The sequence below is a fragment of the Brachybacterium paraconglomeratum genome, assembly GCF_039541415.1.
Classification (GTDB): Bacteria; Actinomycetota; Actinomycetes; order Actinomycetales; family Dermabacteraceae; genus Brachybacterium; species Brachybacterium paraconglomeratum_A.
Map to the genome: position 1 here is coordinate 483,030 of NZ_BAABGE010000004.1, position 18,228 is coordinate 501,257.

Annotated in this window: 20 protein-coding genes; 9 read left to right on the forward strand and 11 right to left on the reverse strand. The window is 69.3% G+C overall.

Annotation, left to right across the window (positions count from 1 at the left end; translation table 11 throughout):
- Window positions 1-62: 62 nt before the first annotated feature.
- Both greA and ABD893_RS06720 read right to left on the reverse strand, forming a co-directional pair.
- Entirely contained in the window at window positions 63-554 is a 492-nt protein-coding gene (gene greA, locus ABD893_RS06715) for a transcription elongation factor GreA (RefSeq protein ID WP_345077220.1), read from the reverse strand.
- A gap of 272 nt (window positions 555-826) precedes the next feature.
- Window positions 827-1,219: a DUF4307 domain-containing protein gene (locus ABD893_RS06720; protein WP_345077223.1), complete on the reverse strand. Its 393-nt coding sequence runs from the start codon at window positions 1,217-1,219 to the stop codon at window positions 827-829.
- A gap of 218 nt (window positions 1,220-1,437) precedes the next feature.
- Here ABD893_RS06720 and mca point away from each other — a divergent pair, with 218 nt between their 5' ends.
- Together mca and ABD893_RS06730 are read left to right on the forward strand one after the other, a co-directional pair.
- Window positions 1,438-2,349 (forward strand): mycothiol conjugate amidase Mca, encoded by a 912-nt coding sequence (mca, locus tag ABD893_RS06725; RefSeq protein WP_345077226.1) that lies wholly within the window; start codon window positions 1,438-1,440, stop codon window positions 2,347-2,349.
- Window positions 2,346-2,726 carry a hypothetical protein gene (locus ABD893_RS06730; RefSeq protein ID WP_345077229.1) on the forward strand — a complete coding sequence of 127 codons (381 nt, stop codon included), beginning with the start codon at window positions 2,346-2,348 and terminating at the stop codon, window positions 2,724-2,726. Before mca ends, ABD893_RS06730 begins: the two co-directional genes overlap by 4 nt.
- Before the next feature lie 45 nt (window positions 2,727-2,771).
- On the opposite strand, the gene trhA is transcribed toward ABD893_RS06730, so the two are convergent.
- Window positions 2,772-3,647: a PAQR family membrane homeostasis protein TrhA gene (trhA, locus tag ABD893_RS06735; protein ID WP_345077232.1), complete on the reverse strand. Its 876-nt coding sequence runs from the start codon at window positions 3,645-3,647 to the stop codon at window positions 2,772-2,774.
- Between the two features lie 213 nt (window positions 3,648-3,860).
- Between trhA and ABD893_RS06740 the strand changes: the two genes are divergently transcribed.
- Window positions 3,861-4,619 (forward strand): isoprenyl transferase, encoded by a 759-nt coding sequence (locus ABD893_RS06740; RefSeq protein WP_345077235.1) that lies wholly within the window; start codon window positions 3,861-3,863, stop codon window positions 4,617-4,619.
- Window positions 4,620-5,005: 386 nt separating this feature from the next.
- Entirely contained in the window at window positions 5,006-6,316 is a 1,311-nt protein-coding gene (gene phoH2, locus ABD893_RS06745; protein WP_345077758.1) for an RNA 5'-3' helicase PhoH2, read from the forward strand.
- 133 nt (window positions 6,317-6,449) lie between these two features.
- On the opposite strand, the gene ABD893_RS06750 is transcribed toward phoH2, so the two are convergent.
- From ABD893_RS06750 to ABD893_RS06765, 4 genes are all read right to left on the reverse strand, one after another.
- Complete coding sequence (locus ABD893_RS06750; protein WP_345077238.1) at window positions 6,450-6,842, reverse strand: MerR family transcriptional regulator; 393 nt, start codon at window positions 6,840-6,842, stop codon at window positions 6,450-6,452.
- Entirely contained in the window at window positions 6,823-7,215 is a 393-nt protein-coding gene (locus ABD893_RS06755) for a hypothetical protein (RefSeq protein WP_345077241.1), read from the reverse strand. The genes ABD893_RS06750 and ABD893_RS06755 overlap by 20 nt, the downstream gene beginning before the upstream one ends.
- A 127-nt stretch (window positions 7,216-7,342) precedes the next feature.
- Window positions 7,343-8,758 (reverse strand): class II fumarate hydratase, encoded by a 1,416-nt coding sequence (locus ABD893_RS06760; RefSeq protein ID WP_345077244.1) that lies wholly within the window; start codon window positions 8,756-8,758, stop codon window positions 7,343-7,345.
- A 135-nt stretch (window positions 8,759-8,893) separates the two neighbouring features.
- On the reverse strand, window positions 8,894-9,805 hold the full coding sequence (locus ABD893_RS06765) for a carbohydrate kinase family protein (protein WP_345077247.1): 912 nt from the start codon (window positions 9,803-9,805) through the stop codon (window positions 8,894-8,896).
- A 191-nt stretch (window positions 9,806-9,996) separates the two neighbouring features.
- Between ABD893_RS06765 and ABD893_RS06770 the strand changes: the two genes are divergently transcribed.
- The gene (locus tag ABD893_RS06770; RefSeq protein ID WP_345077249.1) at window positions 9,997-10,662 is read left to right on the forward strand and encodes a DUF4245 family protein; all 666 of its coding nucleotides are present in this window, start codon (window positions 9,997-9,999) and stop codon (window positions 10,660-10,662) included.
- Between the two features lie 36 nt (window positions 10,663-10,698).
- On the opposite strand, the gene ABD893_RS06775 is transcribed toward ABD893_RS06770, so the two are convergent.
- Both ABD893_RS06775 and xseA read right to left on the reverse strand, forming a co-directional pair.
- Window positions 10,699-11,022 carry an exodeoxyribonuclease VII small subunit gene (locus ABD893_RS06775; protein ID WP_345077252.1) on the reverse strand — a complete coding sequence of 108 codons (324 nt, stop codon included), beginning with the start codon at window positions 11,020-11,022 and terminating at the stop codon, window positions 10,699-10,701.
- Window positions 11,019-12,362 (reverse strand): exodeoxyribonuclease VII large subunit, encoded by a 1,344-nt coding sequence (gene xseA, locus ABD893_RS06780; protein WP_345077255.1) that lies wholly within the window; start codon window positions 12,360-12,362, stop codon window positions 11,019-11,021. Before xseA ends, ABD893_RS06775 begins: the two co-directional genes overlap by 4 nt.
- A gap of 135 nt (window positions 12,363-12,497) precedes the next feature.
- Between xseA and ABD893_RS06785 the strand changes: the two genes are divergently transcribed.
- The 3 genes from ABD893_RS06785 (at window position 12,498) to ABD893_RS06795 (ending at window position 15,572) form a co-directional block, all read left to right on the forward strand.
- The gene (locus ABD893_RS06785; RefSeq protein ID WP_345077258.1) at window positions 12,498-13,502 is read left to right on the forward strand and encodes a 4-hydroxy-3-methylbut-2-enyl diphosphate reductase; all 1,005 of its coding nucleotides are present in this window, start codon (window positions 12,498-12,500) and stop codon (window positions 13,500-13,502) included.
- A 66-nt stretch (window positions 13,503-13,568) separates the two neighbouring features.
- Window positions 13,569-15,023, forward strand: coding sequence for a vWA domain-containing protein (locus ABD893_RS06790; RefSeq protein ID WP_345077261.1), 1,455 nt, complete (start codon window positions 13,569-13,571; stop codon window positions 15,021-15,023).
- Between the two features lie 6 nt (window positions 15,024-15,029).
- Window positions 15,030-15,572, forward strand: coding sequence for a hypothetical protein (locus ABD893_RS06795; RefSeq protein WP_345077263.1), 543 nt, complete (start codon window positions 15,030-15,032; stop codon window positions 15,570-15,572).
- A 118-nt stretch (window positions 15,573-15,690) separates the two neighbouring features.
- On the opposite strand, the gene ABD893_RS06800 is transcribed toward ABD893_RS06795, so the two are convergent.
- Entirely contained in the window at window positions 15,691-16,902 is a 1,212-nt protein-coding gene (locus ABD893_RS06800; protein WP_345077265.1) for a DNA recombination protein RmuC, read from the reverse strand.
- A 118-nt stretch (window positions 16,903-17,020) separates the two neighbouring features.
- A complete protein-coding gene (locus ABD893_RS06805) occupies window positions 17,021-17,383 on the reverse strand; it encodes a winged helix-turn-helix transcriptional regulator (protein WP_345077267.1) in 363 nt (120 codons plus the stop codon).
- Window positions 17,384-17,565: 182 nt separating this feature from the next.
- Here ABD893_RS06805 and ABD893_RS06810 point away from each other — a divergent pair, with 182 nt between their 5' ends.
- On the forward strand, window positions 17,566-18,216 hold the full coding sequence (locus ABD893_RS06810; RefSeq protein WP_345077270.1) for an NAD(P)-dependent oxidoreductase: 651 nt from the start codon (window positions 17,566-17,568) through the stop codon (window positions 18,214-18,216).
- Window positions 18,217-18,228 lie beyond the last annotated feature (12 nt).

Consider the following 18,228-nt stretch of genomic DNA (forward strand, 5'->3'; position numbering starts at 1 on the left):
GACGGGGGCCTTCCTTCATGCGCTGTGCCCGCGTACGCGGGCCCCGGCTCACGCCGTAGCGGTCATGCCTTGTAAGGCGTCGCTGACAGGATCTCGATCGAGAACGTCTTCCCGTTCGGTGCCGTGTATTCCACGGTGTCACCGACGCGGGAACCGTGGATCGCGCCGCCCAGCGGCGACTCGGAGGAATACACCTCGAGGTCGTCCCTGCCGTCGGCGATCTCGCGGTTGCCCAGCAGGAAGGTGCGCTCCTTGCCGGCCATCGTGATGCCCACGACCATGCCCTGCTCGACCACCCCGTCGTCCTTCGGAGCTTCGCCGACCACGGCGTTCTTCAGCAGACGCTGGAGATCCGAGATCCGCGCCTCCATCTTGCCCTGCTCCTCGCGAGCAGCGTGATACCCGCCGTTCTCCTTCAGGTCCCCCTCGTCACGAGCCGCAGCGATGCGTTCAGTGATCTCAGCGCGTGCGGGGCCTTCGAGCTCCGCGAGCTCCTTGACCAGGCGGTCGTACGCGTCCTGGGTGAGCCAGGCGCCATTAGGCTGGCTGCTCATGGGTTCACTCCTGTCGTCCTCGGTAGTGCGCATCGGGAAACGTGCCCTGATACGCGAATCACGGGGCACATGTCTTCATGCGCCCCGTGTGCGGGTGATGATCAATCGGCGTCAAGCCGGTTCCGGAATACATTACACCGCGCGGAACGCTTTCCCGGGGATCCCCGGGACGTTTACGCGCATCGAGTAATCGGCACTGAGGGGCCGACAGCCTGGTCGGTTCTAGGCGCCGACTCCGAGCCGGGCGCTGGCGCTCTGAGTCCGCTGCAGGCTCAGAGCTCGGAGCAGCTGACGACCTCTGCAGAGACCGCATCGCCCTGGGTGGAGATCTCGACGTGGTGCGCAGTGCGACGGTCCTGCTGGGGAGGGATCACCAGCTCGACGAAACCGACCTGGGCGCGGCCCTTGTTCAGCGCCTGGATCCCGCAGCTCGCCTCGGTCCCCGGATCCATCGTCACCGCGAAGTCGACCCCGATCGAATCCTCGGCGAGATGCTCATAGGCGAGCATCTCGGAACGGATCGGTGTGCTCGCCGATTGGATGCCGACGTAGAGCACGACGGCGACGAATACCGCGGCGGCGAGCGCGAGCAGCGTGCGTGTGGTGCGACGGCCGACGAGCGGCTTCCCATAGCGGTCGGCGTGCCGCTGCTTGACGTCGTTCATGGAGTCAGTCTCCCAGACCTCACCCGTGCGCTCCCCGGGAGCGTCGCGCAATGTGGGGGAGGCGCCCGTCACGTCGGCCGGGCATCCCCGCATCCTCCCGGGTCCGTTCAGCAGGGGTGGCGTACGATCGGACGCTGGTGCACCCCGCCGGGTTCGTGCACGATGCGCGCACCACCGCTGAGGGTCCCGACCCCGTCCTGCCGCCTCCGAGGAGTCCCGTGACCGTCCAGCTGCCCGCTTTCGAAGAACCTCTGCGGATGGTCGCCGTCCACGCGCACCCGGACGATGAATCGTCCAAGGGTGCCGGGTCGACCGCCCGGTACGCGCGTGAGGGTGTCCAGGTCACGGTCATCACCTGCACCGGGGGAGAGCGCGGCGACGTGCTCAACCCCCGCCTCCGGGATGACCCGACAGTGACTGCCGAGGCCCTGCCCGGAATCCGTCGCCAGGAGATGGAACGGGCGAAGGAGATCCTCGGCGTGGACCACGAGTGGCTCGGCTTCATCGATTCGGGGCTCCCCGAGGGCGACCCGCTCCCGCCGCTGCCCGCCGGGAGCTTCGCAGCCACGTCGGTCGAGGACGCGGTGCGACCGCTGGTCGAGGCGGTGCGACGTCTGCGTCCCCATGTGATGACCACCTATGACGAGAACGGCGGCTACCCGCATCCTGACCACATCCAGGTCAATCGGATCAGCGTGGCGGCCTTCGATCTCGCGGCGGATCCTGATTTCGCGCCCGAGCTGGGTGAGCCCTGGGCGATCGCGAAGCTCTACTACATCAACGGCTTCCATCGGCAGCGGTTCTCGGCGGTCAGCCGGCACCTGCGCACCGAGGGGACGCCGAACGAGGAGCTCGACCAGATGCTCCAGCATTACGACGAGAGTCATGACCGACTGCTGACCACGCGCGTCGACGTCCGCGACTATCTCGGGGTGCGGGACGATGCACTGCGGGCACACGCCACCCAGGTGGATCCGGAAGGCCCGTTCTTCCGCATCTCGCACGAGGCCGAGACGGCTGCCTGGGGCACCGAGGATTACGAACTGCACATCTCTCGGATCGGGGTCAAGCTCCCCGAGACGGACCTGTTCGCCGGATTGCGCAATGAGACCGTGGAGGCACGTCCATGAACGGGGCACGGCTGCTGCTCGAGACCGGCGTGCTGCTGGCCGCACCGAACCCCTCGGACGGCCGGGAGCTGAACTCGGTCACCGTCTCGCCGGGGCTGCCGGGCTTCTTCGCGGCCTTCGTGCTGGCGGTCCTGGTGGTGCTGCTCGCGGTCAGCATGACCCGCCACACTCGGCGCATCCAGGCCCAGGCACGGCTCCAGGAGCGGATCGAGGCCGAAGAGCTCGCCGAGGCTGAAGAGCGCGACGAGGCCGAGCAGGCAGCGACGGACGAGGCGGCAGGCGAGCAGCCGGTCACAGGCCAGCCCGCCGCTGAAGCGGAGGATGAGCCCGGTGACCGCGCCGAGGACCAGACCCCGCCGCCGGCCGAGGACCGCTGAGCGAGCCTTCGCCGGCTCTCAGCGGCTGTCGGATCACAGCAACTGTTAGATCACAGCAACTGTGACCGCCGCGAAGTGACAGCCGAAGCCGATCAGGGTGCCGGCATGGAAGAGCTCGTGGAACCCGAACCACGCCGGTGAGGGATTCGGACGCTTCAGGGCGTACATGACAGCGCCCGCGGTATAGGCGAGGCCACCGATCGCCAGCAGCCAGACCACGGCCCAGCCACCGCTGGCCTGCAGCTGCGGGATGTAGAAGACCGCCACCCAGCCCAGCGCGACATAGGCGGGCACGTAGATCCAGCGCGGGGCCCCGGTCCAGAACAGCCGGAAGCAGACGCCGACCAGCGCGCCGCCCCAGGCGATCGCCAGCAGAGTGCGGGCAGGACCCGGCTCGAGCATCGCCACGGCGATCGGGGTGTAGGTGCCTGCGATGATCAGGAAGATGTTCGCGTGGTCGAAGCGCCGCAGCATGATCGCCTTCTGCGGAGTCCAGGTACCGCGGTGATACACCGCGCTGACGCCGAACAGCAGACCGGCAGTGAGCACGAAGACCGCGCAGGCCAGACGAATCATGAGCGTGTCGCCGACAGCGACCAGCAGCAACCCGGCCACCAGAGAGGCGGGGAACGCGATCAGGTGAAGGATCCCCCGCAGGCGAGGCTTGGGCAGCTGGAGGCCCAGCTGAGTCGCCCGGCGCGCCATCGCCCGGGTGAGGGTGCGTGGGGCGAAGGGGAAGTTCTCGGCGATGGGCAGATCCTCGTCGGCCGGCAGCTCGGTGCCGCCGCTGCCCGAGGTCGCCTCGAACAGCTCGCGCGCGGAGAGGTCCTCGAACTGGGGAGAGGTCTGCGCGTGAACAGGAGCGTCGGCAGCGTGCTCGGAGGGCCGTCGGCCGCCCTCATGTCGAATTCCGGAATTCATGAGAACACCGTAACTTACGCAGTCGTAGGTTAATGGTGTGCTCGCTGTGTCCATCCGGTGTCGATTTCCCGGGTTCGTCGGGACCGTGCCGGAGCGTGGCAGATAATGGAGACGTACGCTCCAGCGCTCGTGACTGCGCGTCGCTGCGGCGCCGCGGAATGTGACCGTGGCGCGGGAATCCACGAGCATCAGCGGGACCAGACGGAGGCTGCGATGGACGACGACGGTCTCCTCTACCGTGTCTACGAACGTCGGCTCACCAAGGAGCTCGAGGCCTTCTCGCTCCCTCAGCACCTCGGCGTGATCGTGGACGGCAACCGCCGCTGGGCGAAAGAGGCGGGGGAGAGCACCGAGCACGGTCACCGGGTCGGTGCCGCGAAGATCCTCGAGTTCCTCTCCTGGTGCGAGGGCCTCGATATTCCGCTGGTCACCGTGTGGATGCTGTCCACCGATAACCTGCGCCGCCCGCCTGAGGAGCTGGTCGCGCTCTACGAGATCATCACGGGCACCATCGAGCAGATCATCGAGGCCGGCCATTGCGTGCGGCTGACCGGCAATGCCGAGGCGCTGCCGGTAGAGATGCGTGCCGGGATCGCCCAGGCTCAGGAGCAGGTCGCCCGCGAATCGACGCTGACCGTGAACGTCGCCATCGGCTATGGAGGCCGAGAAGAGATCGTCGACGCCGTGCGCGAACTCGTGCGAGACCTCTCCGCACAGGGCCTCGACGGGGAGCAGGTCGCCTCCGCGATCAGCGTCGACTCGATCGCCGAGCACCTCTACACCCGCGGCCAGCCCGACCCGGACCTCATCATCCGCACCTCCGGCGAGCAACGACTCTCCGGATTCCTGCTCTGGCAGTCCGTGCACTCCGAGTACTGGTTCTGCGAAACTTATTGGCCCGGCTTCCGACGGATCGACCTGCTGCGGGCCCTGCGCGACTTCTGTCGCCGGGAACGGCGCTACGGCGCCTGAGCGAAGCACGTTCAGCCCCGACCTGAACGGGAGGCATGCCGACCAGCATGCCGAACAGCCCTGCCCACCTCCCCGGCACGCCCTGTGACCGGTGGCACACTGGAGTGCACCGGGAGCCCTGCAGAACTCCCGGTGACGATCGGGTGAACGTCGTCCCCGCACCCTGCGGGACGCGCCCGATGTCGGGTGCCGACGCGGCTATGGTCCAGGCATCCGCTCGATCTCGGGAGGCTCCCATGGAAGAGACCATCACCGCTCGTGAGACGATGCCCGCCACCGACGGCAGGGCATCGTTCGGCACTCGCACCGGGGCGGCGGTGATCGGGGACGCGAACCCAGACGGCGCACCCGTGGTGCCTTCGCTGCGGCCCGGCACCGCGCAGCAGATGCTCGCCGAGGTCGAGACCGGGGTGATCACCTACGTCCTGGACACCTCGGTGCTGCTCTCAGATCCGCTGTCCCTGCACCGCTTCGCCGAGCACGACATCGTGCTCCCGATCGTGGTCGTCACCGAGCTTGAGGCCAAGCGCCACCACCCGGACCTCGGCTACTTCGCCCGCCAGGCGCTGCGCCTGCTGGACGATCTGCGCGAGCTCCACGGGAACCTCGCCCAGCCGCTGCCGATCGGCAAGGACGGCGGGCACGTGCACGTCGAGCTGAACCACATGAGCACCGCCTCCCTGCCTGACGGGTTCCGGCTCGGAGACAACGACACCCGCATCCTCGCCGTCGCCAAGAACCTGCAGCTCGAGGGCAAGAACGTGGTGCTGGTCTCGAAGGACCTGCCGATGCGGATCAAGGCTTCTGCTTCCGGCATCCACGCCGAGGAGTACCGCGCGGAGCTGGCGCGCGATCGCGGCTACACCGGCATGGTCACGACGTCAGTCGATGAGCAGACGATGACGGACCTCTATGACGGTCAGACGGTCCCGATCCCCGAGGTCGCCCATCAGCCCGTCCACACCGGGCTGACGATCACCAGCCCTCGCGGCTCCGCCCTGGGGCGGGTCACCCGCGATCGCCAGGTCCACCTGGTCGAGGGTGATCAGACCGTGTTCGGAGTGGCCGGGCGCTCGGCTGAGCAGCGCATCGCCATCGACCTGCTCCAGGACGAGTCCATCGGCATCGTCTCCCTCGGCGGCCGAGCCGGCACCGGCAAGAGCGCACTCGCGCTGTGCGCAGGGCTCGAGGCCGTGCTCGAACGCCGGACCCAGCGCAAGATCATGGTGTTCCGCCCCCTGTTCGCCGTGGGCGGTCAGGAGCTCGGCTATCTCCCCGGGGACCAGGGCGAGAAGATGGGGCCCTGGGGCCAGGCCGTGTTCGACACTCTCGGCTCGATGGTGTCCCAGAATGTGATCGACGAGGTGCTCTCCCGCGGCATGCTCGAGGTGCTGCCCCTGACCCACATCCGCGGCCGCTCCCTCCACGACGCCTTCGTGATCGTCGACGAGGCCCAGTCCCTCGAGCGCAACGTGCTGCTGACGATGCTCTCCCGCATCGGCCAGAACTCCCGCGTCGTGCTCACCCACGATGTGGCCCAGCGCGACAACCTCCGCATCGGCCGCTACGACGGGATCGCCTCGGTGGTCGAGGCGCTCAAGGAGAAGGATCTGTTCGCGCACGTCACCCTGCAGCGCTCGGAGCGCTCCAAGGTCGCTGAGCTGGTCACCCACGTGCTGGACGAGCCGGTGTTCTGACGCTGCGCCGGCGGTTCCCCGGTAGATGTCGGTGATGCCCTCACTCCCGATCACCGATTCGGCCGGGGAGTCGCTGGGCCCCTTCTCCGCCCGCAGCCACGGGTATCAGGGAGCTATTCTCGGAAGGCCAGTCTCAGCAGTCCAACGGCGTGTCCGGCCAGGGTTCCCCGGCGTCGAGCTCGTCCCGCCACGAGCCCAGCAGTTCTCGGGCGTCGGCGATCGCTGAGGTGCGCAGATCGAGATCCTGTTCGAGGAGCACGATCGCCTGCCGCATCGCGTCGGTGCGCCCCCGCACCGTCCGGGTGCTGGTCTTCACCTCCAGTACGGAGGCGACCTGCGCGAGCGAGAATCCGGCCCGGCGCAGCGCATCCACGACATGCAGCAGGTCCAGCACCGCCTCGTCATAGCGGCGACGGCCGCTCGCATCGCGCTCCGGAGCAGGGATCAGCCCCAACCTCTCGTAGTAGCGCAGAGTGTCGTGGCTGAGACCGCTGCGGGCGGCGACGTCACCGATGAGCAGAGACATGCCAGCAGTAGAGCACGACCGTGGGGGCGACCAGCAGCGCCCGCACCAGATGATGGGACAGGGTGAATTCCCCCGCCGCCTGACCCCAGAGCAGCGGACCCAGCATCACGAGCGCTCCCGCCGCGACTCCGACGGTGAGGGCCAGGGGGAGAACCGTGCTCTGACTGCTCACGGTCCCACGCATACCGAGGAGCATCGCCAGGCCGAGAGCAGCGCAGCACAGTGCCGCTCCAGCCACATAGACCGTCACCGAGGGCCACGCCGCGGCGAGGGACAGGGTGGTCTCCTGCAGCGCGCCGCGCACGGCGACCAGCGCCAGCAGCTGCATCAGGGTGAGCAGGACGAAGGGGGCGAGGGTGAGAAGCATCAGCATGGTGAGAGCACACCACCTGGAGTGCACTCCAGGTCAAGCGGTGGTGCTGTCGCTGGTGCACTGCTGGCGTGACAGAGGACGGGCGCCCCACCGACTGGTGGGACGCCCCGTTGCTGTGTGACTCGGATCAGGCCTTCGGCGCGGTCATCGACAGCACGTCCAGCGCCTCGTCCAGCTGCGCCTCGGTGAGCTCGCCGCGCTCCACGAAGCCCAGCGCGACCACTGCCTCGCGCACGGAGATGCGCTCGGCGACGGCGTGCTTGGCGATCTTCGCGGCGCTCTCGTAGCCGATCAGCTTGTTCAGCGGGGTGACGATCGAGGGGGAGGCCTCTGCATAGAAGCGGGCCTTCTCCTCGTTGGCGACGAGCCCGTCGACCGTCTTGTCCGCCAGGACGGTGGAGGCGTTGGCGAGCAGGCGGATCGACTCCAGCAGGCTGGTGCCCATCAGCGGGATCTGCACGTTCAGCTCGAAGGAGCCCTGCGCGCCGCCCCAGGCGATCGCCGCATCGTTGCCGATGACCTTCGCGCACACCATCAGCACGGCCTCGGGGATCACAGGGTTGACCTTGCCCGGCATGATCGAGGAGCCCGGCTGCAGATCCGGGATCGAGATCTCGCCGAGGCCCGTGTTGGGGCCCGAGCCCATCCAGCGCAGGTCGTTGCAGATCTTGGTGAGGGACACCGCGATGGTGCGCAGCGCACCGGACATCTCCACGAGGCCGTCCCGGTTGGACTGCGCCTCGAAGTGGTTGCGCGCCTCGGTGAGCGGCAGCGAGGTCTGCTCGGCGAGGTTCGCGATGACCTTCTGTGGGAAGCCGATCGGGGTGTTGATGCCGGTCCCCACGGCAGTGCCGCCCTGCGGAACCTCAGCGGTGCGGGGAAGTGCCGCCTCGACGCGCTCGATGCCGTAGCGGATCGAGGCTGCGTAGCCGCCGAACTCCTGGCCGAGGGTCACGGGGGTGGCGTCCATCAGGTGGGTGCGCCCGGCCTTGACCACGCTCTTCCAGGCGTCGGCCTTCTTCTCGAGCGACTCGGCGAGGTGGGCGAGCGCGGGCAGCAGCTTCTCGACGACACCCTGGGTGACGGCCACGTGCACCGAGGTGGGGAAGACGTCATTCGAGGACTGCGAGCAGTTCACGTGGTCGTTGGGGTGGACCTCGGTGCCGGCGTTCGTGGCGAGCGTCGCGAGCACCTCGTTCATGTTCATGTTCGAGCTGGTGCCGGAGCCGGTCTGGTAGGTGTCCACCGGGAACTGGTCGTCGTGATCGCCGGCGATCACCGCATCCGCCGCGGAGACGATCGCGTCGGCGATGGCCGAGTCCAGCACCCCGAGGTCCTGGTTCGCGCGCGCCGCAGCCTTCTTCACCTGGGCGAGCGCATGGATGTGCGCGGGCTCCAGGCCCTGACCCGAGATCGGGAAGTTCTCCACCGCACGCTGGGTCTGCGCGCGGTACAGGGCCGAGGCAGGCACCCGCACCTCGCCCATGGTGTCGTGCTCGATGCGGTAGCCGTCCTGCTGCGCGGCGGTCGTGGACTGGTTCATGGAGAGGCCTCCCTCGGGGTTGTCATGCAGTGGATCAGTGAGAACGTACAGGGACGGAACAGGGACAGGAACAGTGATCTAAAGCAGATCTGACGCGCGAAACGTCAGCGCGGCAGTGGAGACCGCAGCAGCCGGTCAGCGGAGCTCGTGGCTCCAGGGCGGGTTCGCCCCGGCCCGCGAGACGGTGATCGCGGCGAGGGCTGCGGCCCGTCTCAGCACGGTGGCGAGGTCATCGCTCGGCATCGCGGCCAGCGCGGGTCGTCGCTGAGCACCCAGCAGGCCCTTCGCCGCGAGGGCGTCGAGGATCCCGGCGGAGAAGGTGTCTCCGGCGCCGACGGTGTCGACCGCGTCGACGACGACGGGGGAGACCTGCACCCGGCCGGATGCGGCGAAGCCCACGGCACCCTCGGCGCCTCGGGTCAGCACTGTCAGCGCCGGGCCGAGATCGCGCCAGGAGTCGACCACGTCCTCCACGTCCTCGGTGTCGTACAGCCAGGCCACGTCCTCATCCGACGCCTTGACGACGTCGCTGAGGGCGATGCTCGCCTCGACCCGTTCGCGCACCAGCTCGGGTGCTCCCATCAGGGAGGGGCGGGCGTTGGGGTCGTAGCTGATGGTGGCGCTCTCCCGGTGGCTGCGCAGCACGTCGAGCACGGTGCGGGCACCGGGATCCAGCACGGCGGCGATCGAGGAGGTGTGCACCGCCTCGACCTGGGTGGGCAGGCCCGACGGATCGGGATCCCAGAGCAGATCGAACTCGTAGGTGGCGGCGCCGTCGGCATTCAGCTGTGCGAGCGCGGTGGAGGTCGGTGCAGAGACCGAGCTGCCCGCGGTGAGGTGCACACCGGAGGCCTCCAGATGGGCACGGATCGCGTCGCCTCGCGCATCGTCGCCGATCCGGGTCAGGAGGTCGGTGGGATGGCCGAGGCGGCTGAGCGCCACGGCCACGTTCAGGGGGGAGCCGCCGGGATGCTCACTGCGGGCGCCGTCGGCGTCGACGACGATGTCAGTGAGTGCTTCTCCGACGATCAGGAATCTCGCGGTCACCGCTCGATCATTGCAGGTTTCTGGGGGCGGGGCGAACGCTGGGGCGATGGGCTCGACGCTGCTTCCGATGGCCTGCGGTGATGCGCAGGGTGACGCGGGGCGGCGCTGGGCGTGTGCGGCTGTGGTGAGGCTGACGGGTGGCGCGCCTCACCCTGCGAGGCGGAGCGGCGGCGAGCAGGGACAATGGACCCATGCACGATCTTGACGATGCCACCTCGACGCCTCCGGACCAGGCCGCGCCGCAGGGCCCGGCCGCGCCCTCTGACGAGGCCGCGCGGCCCGCGCCCCGGCCGCAGCCGAAGTCCGCCTATGAGCTGCCGTCGAAGAAGAACACCGTGTTGCGCAATATGGTGTGGGCGCTCGCATTGACCATGGCCGTGGTGATCGTGATCGCCATCGCCTTCTTCGGCGTGGGCAGCGATCTGGAGCGGGAGCCGCTCGAGAATTCTGAGCTCGATGTGTCCGAGAGTGCGGAGCGCGCCCAGCTCAGTGCGACGTTCCCGGTGGCTGTGCCGGTGATGGGGGAGGAGTGGAGCGAGCGCTCCGCGCGCTTCGCCGACGGCCAGGACCCGCGCTGGGTGGTGCAGTATTCCTCGCCTCAGGGAGAGCTGGTGACCCTCACCGAGGGGTCCGAGGTCAGCGCTCCGATGCTCTCCGCGGCCTTGCCCGGCAGCGTCGTCGAAGAGGAGCTCACGATCGAGGGGACCGACTGCAGCGTGCTCAGCGGCGGTGACCATGGCGCTGGGCAGCTCGGCATCTCCTGCCAGGGCGCGGACTGGGGCTTCCTCGTCCATGGTGACGTCGAGCAGGCCGAGCTCGAGGAGCTGGCTGGCGCCGCACTCGCCTCGATCAGCTGAGCGACCCGCCGCTGAACAGCTCCATGCCGCAGAGCGTCAGCGCGTGGTGCCATCCTCCGAGCGACGCGCAGCGACGGCGTCGTCAAGGCGTTCGCGGGCACCGTCGAGCCACTGCTGGCAGCGGCGGGCGAGCATCTCGCCGCGCTCCCACAGCCCGATCGAATCCTCGAGACCGCCCTGCCCGGACTCGAGCCGGCGCACCACGTCGACCAGCTGATCGCGTGCGGCTTCGTAGGAGAGCTCTGCAATATCCGCAGGCAGCTGCTGCTCTCCCTCGACAGGGGTGACGGCGGGGCCGACGGTCGAAGGGTCGCCCTCGGCTGCGGTCAGATCGTTCTCGGGGCTGGTGCTCGGGGTCATCGGGTCTCCTCGGAGGGGCTGGTCTGGTGGGAAGGTGCAGTCCGGGTGGGCGGGGTGTACGGATCGGTCGCCGTGCGCTCCACCCCGAAGCGACCGCCGGCCACGCGGATCGAGAGCGCCTGCCCGCTGGATGAGTCGTCAGGGGCGCGGATGATCGTGCCGTCGGCGTCCTGGACCACGGCGTAGCCGCGCTCGAGGGTCGCCAGCGGACTCAGCGAGCGCACCTGACGTCCCAGATGGTCGACCTCGTCGGCCGCCCGGTCCAGGCGGGAACCGATCAGGGTGCGGGCCAGGGAGATCCGGGAGCGGATCTCGTCGGCGCGGCCCGCGAGGATCGTGGCCGGGTTCTCGAGCACAGGCCGGGAGCGCATGGCATCCAGCGCGGACTGCTCCCGCTCGATGCGGGCCCGGATCCCTGCCCGCAGCCGAGTACGGCCCAGGTTCAGCTGCTCGATCTCAGCCTGAATGTCCGGGACCACGCGCTTCGCGGCGTCGGTGGGGGTGGAGGCGCGGACATCCGCCGCGAGATCGATCAGCGGGGTGTCCACCTCGTGACCGATCGCGGAGACGATCGGGGTCTTCGCACCGGCGACCAGCCGGGTCAGCTGCTCGTCGGAGAAGGGCAGCAGGTCCTCGAGGGAGCCGCCGCCGCGGGAGATGATGATGACGTCGACCTCGTCGAGGTCGTCGAGCTCGCGCAGCGCCGCGGACACTTCGCGCACGGCCTTCACGCCCTGTACCGCGACCTCACGGATCTCGAACTGCACCGCCGGCCAGCGACGCTGGGCGTTGACGACCACGTCTCGCTCAGCCGCGGATTCACGGCCGCAGATCAGACCCACCACCCGCGGCAGGAACGGCAGCGGCTGCTTGCGGGAGGCGGCGAACAGTCCTTCGGCGGCGAGCACTCGCTTGAGCTGCTCGAGCCGGGCCAGCAGCTCGCCGAGGCCCACCGGGCGGATGTCGTCAGCCTCGAGCTGGAGGCTGCCGCGCTTGGTCCAGAAGGTGGGCTTCGCATGGATCACCACCCGCGCCCCCGGGACGGGCTCGACCGGGAGGGTGCGCAGCACATGCTCGCGCACCGGAACCGAGAAGGACATGTCCACGTCGATATCCCGCAGCGTCATGAAGCTCATGCCCGCGCCGGGGCGACGGTTGAGCTGGACGATCTCGCCCTCGACCCAGAGCGGCGCCATCCTCGCCACGTACTCGCCGACCTTGACGGACAGCTGCCGCAGCGGCCATGGATTCTCTGCGGTGGTCTGCGCTGCGGTGGCGGCCAGGGCGGGCCGTGCCGCCGTGCCACCCTCCGCATCCGGCTCGGGGGAGGTCTGGGTCATGGGTCCACTCTGGCACGAGGTCCGGACAGCTCGCCGCAGCCGGGCCGGGGTGTGGATGCGCGGCGCCTGTGGAGGGATGGTGAGTCTTGCCCCACCACACTCCCACCAGCGCGCTTCCCCTCCTACGATGGGAGGGTGAGCACCGGAACCGTCCTTCTTGCCGAGCCGCGCGGCTACTGCGCGGGTGTCGACCGAGCTGTGGTCGCCGTCGAACGTGCCTTGGAGCATTACGACGAGACGATCTACGTACGCCACGAGATCGTCCACAACAAATTCGTGGTGGATCGCCTGAAGGAGAAGGGCGCAGTGTTCGTCGAGGAGGTCGACGAGGTCCCCGAGGGGGCGCTGGTGATCTTCTCCGCCCACGGCATCTCCCCGAAGGTGCGCGAGATGGCCGAGGCACGCAACCTCCGCACCATCGACGCGACCTGCCCTCTGGTGACCAAGGTCCACAAGGAGGCGGTGCGCTTCGCCCGCCAGGACTACGACATCCTGCTGGTGGGCCATGAGGGCCACGAGGAGGTCGAGGGCACCGCCGGTGAAGCCCCCGAACACGTGCAGATCGTGAACTCGCCGGACGACGTCCACAAGATCACCGTGCGCGACCCCGAGAAGGTCGTCTGGCTCTCCCAGACCACCCTCAGCGTCGACGAGACGATGGAGACGGTCGACAAGCTGCGCGAGCGCTTCCCGACCCTGCAGGCCCCGCCCAGCGACGACATCTGCTACGCCACCCAGAACCGCCAGGTCGCGATCAAGAAGATCGCTCCGGATGCGGACCTGGTGCTGGTGGTCGGCTCCCCGAACTCCTCGAACTCGGTGCGCCTGATGGAGGTCGCCAAGGACGCCGGCGCGAAGGCCTCCCATCGCATCGACTCGGTCTCCGAGCTGCGCGACGAATGGTTCGAAGGCGTCGGGACCGTGGGCGTGACCTCCGGCGCCTCGGTGCCCGATGTGCTGGTCCAGGAGTTGCTGGCCGAGCTCGCGGAGCGCGGCTACGGCGATGTGAAGCCGGTGCGCACCGCGACCGAGGACCTCATGTTCTCCCTGCCGCGCGAGCTGCGCCAGGAGATGAAGAACCGGGGCGTGAACGACAGCCGCACCAAGCCCACCGGCGAAGGCGCCACCGCCGAGTCCTGAGCCGGGCGGCATCTTCGTGAGCCGTCCGGGTATCACCGGAGCCGGTTCATTCGGCATGATGGCCCGGTGTCCACCCGCGCGCTCACCTGTCCGCTCGCCGCGCTCAGCGTCGCGATACTGCTGACCGCTCTCGCGGTGCTGGTCCCGGCGGCTCTGCCTCGCGCGCAGGCAGAGGGGTTCAACACCGGGCGCACAGCGCCGTCGATGCTGGTCTTCGATGCCTCCGGTTCGATGGATGCCGATGACGTGGACGGACGCACCCGCATGGAGGTGGCGAAGGAAGCGGTCACCACGCTGGTGCCGATGCTTCCCGAGGATGCCGCCGTGGGCCTGATGACCTACGGGAACTCCGACGCCGCGACCGCGGCGAGCCAGGAGGCCGGGTGCCTGGACGTGAAGCTGCTGGTCGAGCCCGACGGATTGGACCGAGAAGGGCTCATCAGCGCGATCGAGGGGGTGCAGCCCTCCGGCTTCACCCCCATCGGGCTCTCGCTGCAGAAGGCCGCAGACGCGCTCCCCGAGGCGGAGATGCGCTCGATCGTGCTGGTCTCCGACGGCATCGACGAATGCGGCGGCCCGCCCCCGTGCGAGGTGGCCACGGGCATCGCCGCCGAGCACCCCGAGATGCGGATCCACACCATCGGATTCAAAGCCGAGCAGGCTGCCCGGGACGAGCTGGCGTGCATCGCCGAGGTCACCGGCGGGACCTTCGCCGATGCCTCCGATGCCGAGACCCTGCGCGAAGAGCTGCTGGTGAAGATGACCCGCGCGATCCAGGGATATGCGACGCAGGGCCAACCCATCACCGGCGGGGCCACCACCGAGGACGCGGTGGATATGCCGCCCGGCTCCTTCCTCGACGTGCTCGAGCATGGCAGCGCCGCGATCGACGACGGTGAGGGCTCCTCCCGCTTCTATCGCCTGCAGCTCGCACCTGGGGAGATCGCGCATATCTCGGCGACCATGGTGCTGCCGGGCGGGGATGGAGTCACCAATCGCCTCGCCCAGCTGCGGCTGCGCACCAGCTCCGCGGACGGCGTCGACTGCCGGATCGGGGAGATCCAGGCTCGCGCCGAGGCGGACCTCGGCCAGGGTCCCCTGACCGCAACGATCGCCACCCCGCGCATGGGCGAGACGGAGAACCTGGCCTGCTTCGGTGAGGACGCCGATGGGACCGTGGTGCTCGAGGTCGAGCGCACCGGTGACCCGGCGCTCGAGGAAGCGGTCCCGGTGGAGGTGCAGTTCTTCGCCGAAGAAGCGGTGGACCTCGATGGCCTGCCGCCGGCGGCCACGTACATGCGCCCGCAGGAGCCCCTCCCCGTCCCCGCCGACGGTGAACAGATCCAGGCCGCCTTCTCCTTCGCCTCCGCGGTATCGGACGTCGATGGCCCGATGCGCGGCACCATCATCCCTGGCGAGGTGCAATTCTTCCGGGTCCCAGCTCAGTACGGCCAGCAGGTGCGGGCGGCGCTGTCCCTGGGTGAGTTCGAGGCGCCGGAGGGGGTGGACCTGACGTTGTAGACCACGATGCTCTCGCCGCTGCGCGACGGGGTGTACACAGTGGTCCCGCCGTCGAACGAGGCGTCGGCCTCTGGTGTTTCGCAGCCGGCGACCTCCGGGGCGGCGGTGCAGCTGAACCAGGCCGCCCCGATCCAGTACCGCAACCGCGAAGGCGGCGGCACCGAGGCACGCTCCTCGTTCCTCGCCGGCGACTACTACATCCAGCTCGCGATCGTCCCGTCGAGCTACTCCGCGGAGCGGCTGTTCGAGATCCCGTACGTGCTCGACCTCGATGTGGTCGGGACGGCGGGCAAGGGACCGGAGCTGACCGGCCAGGGCGCCGTGGATGACCGCACGGCTGCGGATCCGGGCGCCGCGGCGGAAGCCTCCGATGGCGGCGGTAGCGACGGCGGAGAGGCGCCCGAGCTGGAGTATCCACCGAGCACGGACGAGCAGGCAGGGCTCTCCATGCCGCCCGTGGTGTGGGCCGTGCTGGGAGGCCTCGGCGGCGGGATCCTGCTTGCAGCGCTCACGATCGGTGCCGTGGTGCTGGTGCGCAACCGGCGCTGAGAGGCAACCCGTCAGAGGCCAGGGCCACTGGCCGACTGACGGGGTTGCCGAGTGCTGGGCGAGACTGTCAAGAATCGTGCCGTGCCGTGCCGTGCCGTGCCGTGCCGTGCCGTGTGGGTCAGCCGGCGGAGCGCCGTGACCGCTCCGGGGAGGTCGCATCGCCGGGGTCGGCGAGATCCGCAATCTCCGCCTCCTCGAGGGTGCGCGCGCGCCGGGTGAGCTGCTCGACCTCGTCCACTGCCGTGCCGCTCAGCCCGAGCTCCTCGAACTTGCGGGCGCTGACCATCACCCGTGACTGCAGGGAGCCGACCGCTTCGTTGAAGGCTGCGACGGAGGCGTCCAGGGAGCGGCCCACCTTGCCGAGGTGGCCGGTGAAGGTGCCGAGCCGGTGGTGCAGCTCGCGGCCCGTCTCGAGCACCTCGCGGGCGTCCCGGTTCAGGGCGTCGGTGCGCCAGGTGTGGGCCACGGTGCGCAGCAGGGCGACGAGGGTGGCGGGGGAGGCGATCACCACGTCCCGGCTGAAGGCATCCTCAAGCAGTGCCGGATCCGTCTCCAGCGCCGCGGCGAGCACCCCGTCGCTCGGCACGAACAGGACTGTGAACTCGGGGGTGTCGCCGAGCGCCTTCCAGTAGGCCTTCGCGGAGATCACTCCCATGTGGTGGCGCAGCGCCTTGGCATGGGCCTTCCGGCGAGCGGCGGCGCGGTCGGGGTCGGTCTCCTCGGTCGCGTCGAGGTAGGCGTCCATCGGGGCTTTCGCATCGATCACCACATGGCGGTCGCCGGAGAGGTGGACGACGAGGTCCGGGCGCTGCCCGGCGTTCCCATCGGCGCGGGTGCCGCTCAGCTGCTCGGTGAAGTCGACGTGCTCGATCATCCCGGCCGTCTCGACGATCCTGCGCAGCTGCACCTCCCCCCAGCGGCCGCGGGTGGTGGGGGAGCGCAGCGCTGCCGTGAGCGCGCTGGTGCCGGTTTCGAGGGATTGCGCGCGCTGGGCGAGCTGGGACAGATGCGAGCGCAACGCTCCTTCCGCATCGCTCCTCGCGGTCTCCGAGCGGGCCAGCGAGCGTTCGAGATGGCTGAGTGTCGCAGTGATGGGGGCGAGGGTGCGCTGCAGATCCGCCTCACGTTCTTCTTCTGCCGCATCCCGGCGGGCGGTGTCCCGCTCGTAGCGCTCATCGGCCAGGCGCAGCATTTGACTCGAGGACTCCGCCTGCGTGCGCTGCTGCAGTACCGCGTTCCGGGCACGCTCGCGCATCAGCAGCCAGGTCACGACCGCGCCGAGAGCCGCCCCGAGCACGAGGCCCAGCAGGAGCATCTGTGTTCCGCTCATTGCCACAGCTCATCACGGGGGTGGGACAGACGAACGCCGCCACGCCCGGCGGCCTCGTGCACGCCGGTGTGTCCGTGCTCGCTGTGTGGGGTCAGACGCGGAGCTGGGGTGCAGGAGGTCAGGCGACCGGTGCGCCCTCGCGGAAGGTCTCCACCTCGCCCATGTGCTCGCTCGCCCAGGACACCAGGGCGTGCAACGGTTCCAGCAAGGAACGGCCCAGCGCGGTGAGCTCGTACTCCACTCGTGGCGGGATCTCTGGATAGGCGGTGCGCAGCACCAGACCGTCGGCCTCGAGGGCGCGCAGGGTCTGCGTGAGCATCTTCTGGGAGATGCCCTCGACCCGGCGGGAGAGCTGTGAGAAGCGGTGAGGGCCGTCTTCCAGGATGCCGATCACGAGCACTGTCCAGCGGTCCCCGATCCGGTCGAGCAGCTGGCGCGAGGGGCAGCCGCGGTCGTAGGGGTCGAACTCGAGCAGGGCCATGATGTGCTCCTCAGTGATGGACGGAATGGCGGGGAGGGACGGTTACCGCAAAGTGCCTACTTCCCAACAGAGACTAGGTTACTTACGGTGAGTGTCAAGGTCCACGGCATCTGCCACGGGCCAGGGGCATCCTCGCCCCGTGATCTCGACCGCGCTCAGGAGAGCGCACGGAAGGAGAGCCCATGGCTCGCATCATCGTTCTGGGAGGCACCGGATACGCCGGGAGCCACATCGTCGCGGAAGCGGCAGGCCGCGGCCACGAGGCCCTCGCCGTCAGCCGCACCGCCCCGGAGTCGCTGCCCGCAGGCGCCACCCACCGCGCCGGAGACGTGCGCGACGCGGAGTTCCTCGCGGAGCTCCTGGAGGGGGCCGACGTCGTGATCGCGACCGCGTCGCCCCGCGGCGACCTCGCCGAGGCGGGCCTGCTGCGCGGCGCGTACTCCACCCTCCGCGAACTCGCCGCCGAGAAGGGCGTGCGCCTCGGCGTGATCGGAGGAGCCGGCTCGCTGGTCATCTCCGAGGGCGGCCCCAAGCTCGTCGACACCCCCGACTTCCCCGAGCCCTTCCAGGTCGAGGCTCGCGAACTCGACGCCGTCCTCGAGGACCTGCGCGCCGAGGGTGAGGAGCTGGACTGGTTCTTCGTCAGCCCCGCCGCGATGTTCAACGGCATGAACCCCGGTGAATCCAAGGGCACCTACCGCGTCGGCGGCGACGTGATGCTCACGGACGAGCAGGGGAACTCCGAGCTCTCGGGCGCGGACCTGGCGCTCGCGATCCTCGACGAGGTGGAGGCTCCGGCCCACCGCCGCACCCGCTTCGCCGTCGCGTACTGAGCCACCTCACGA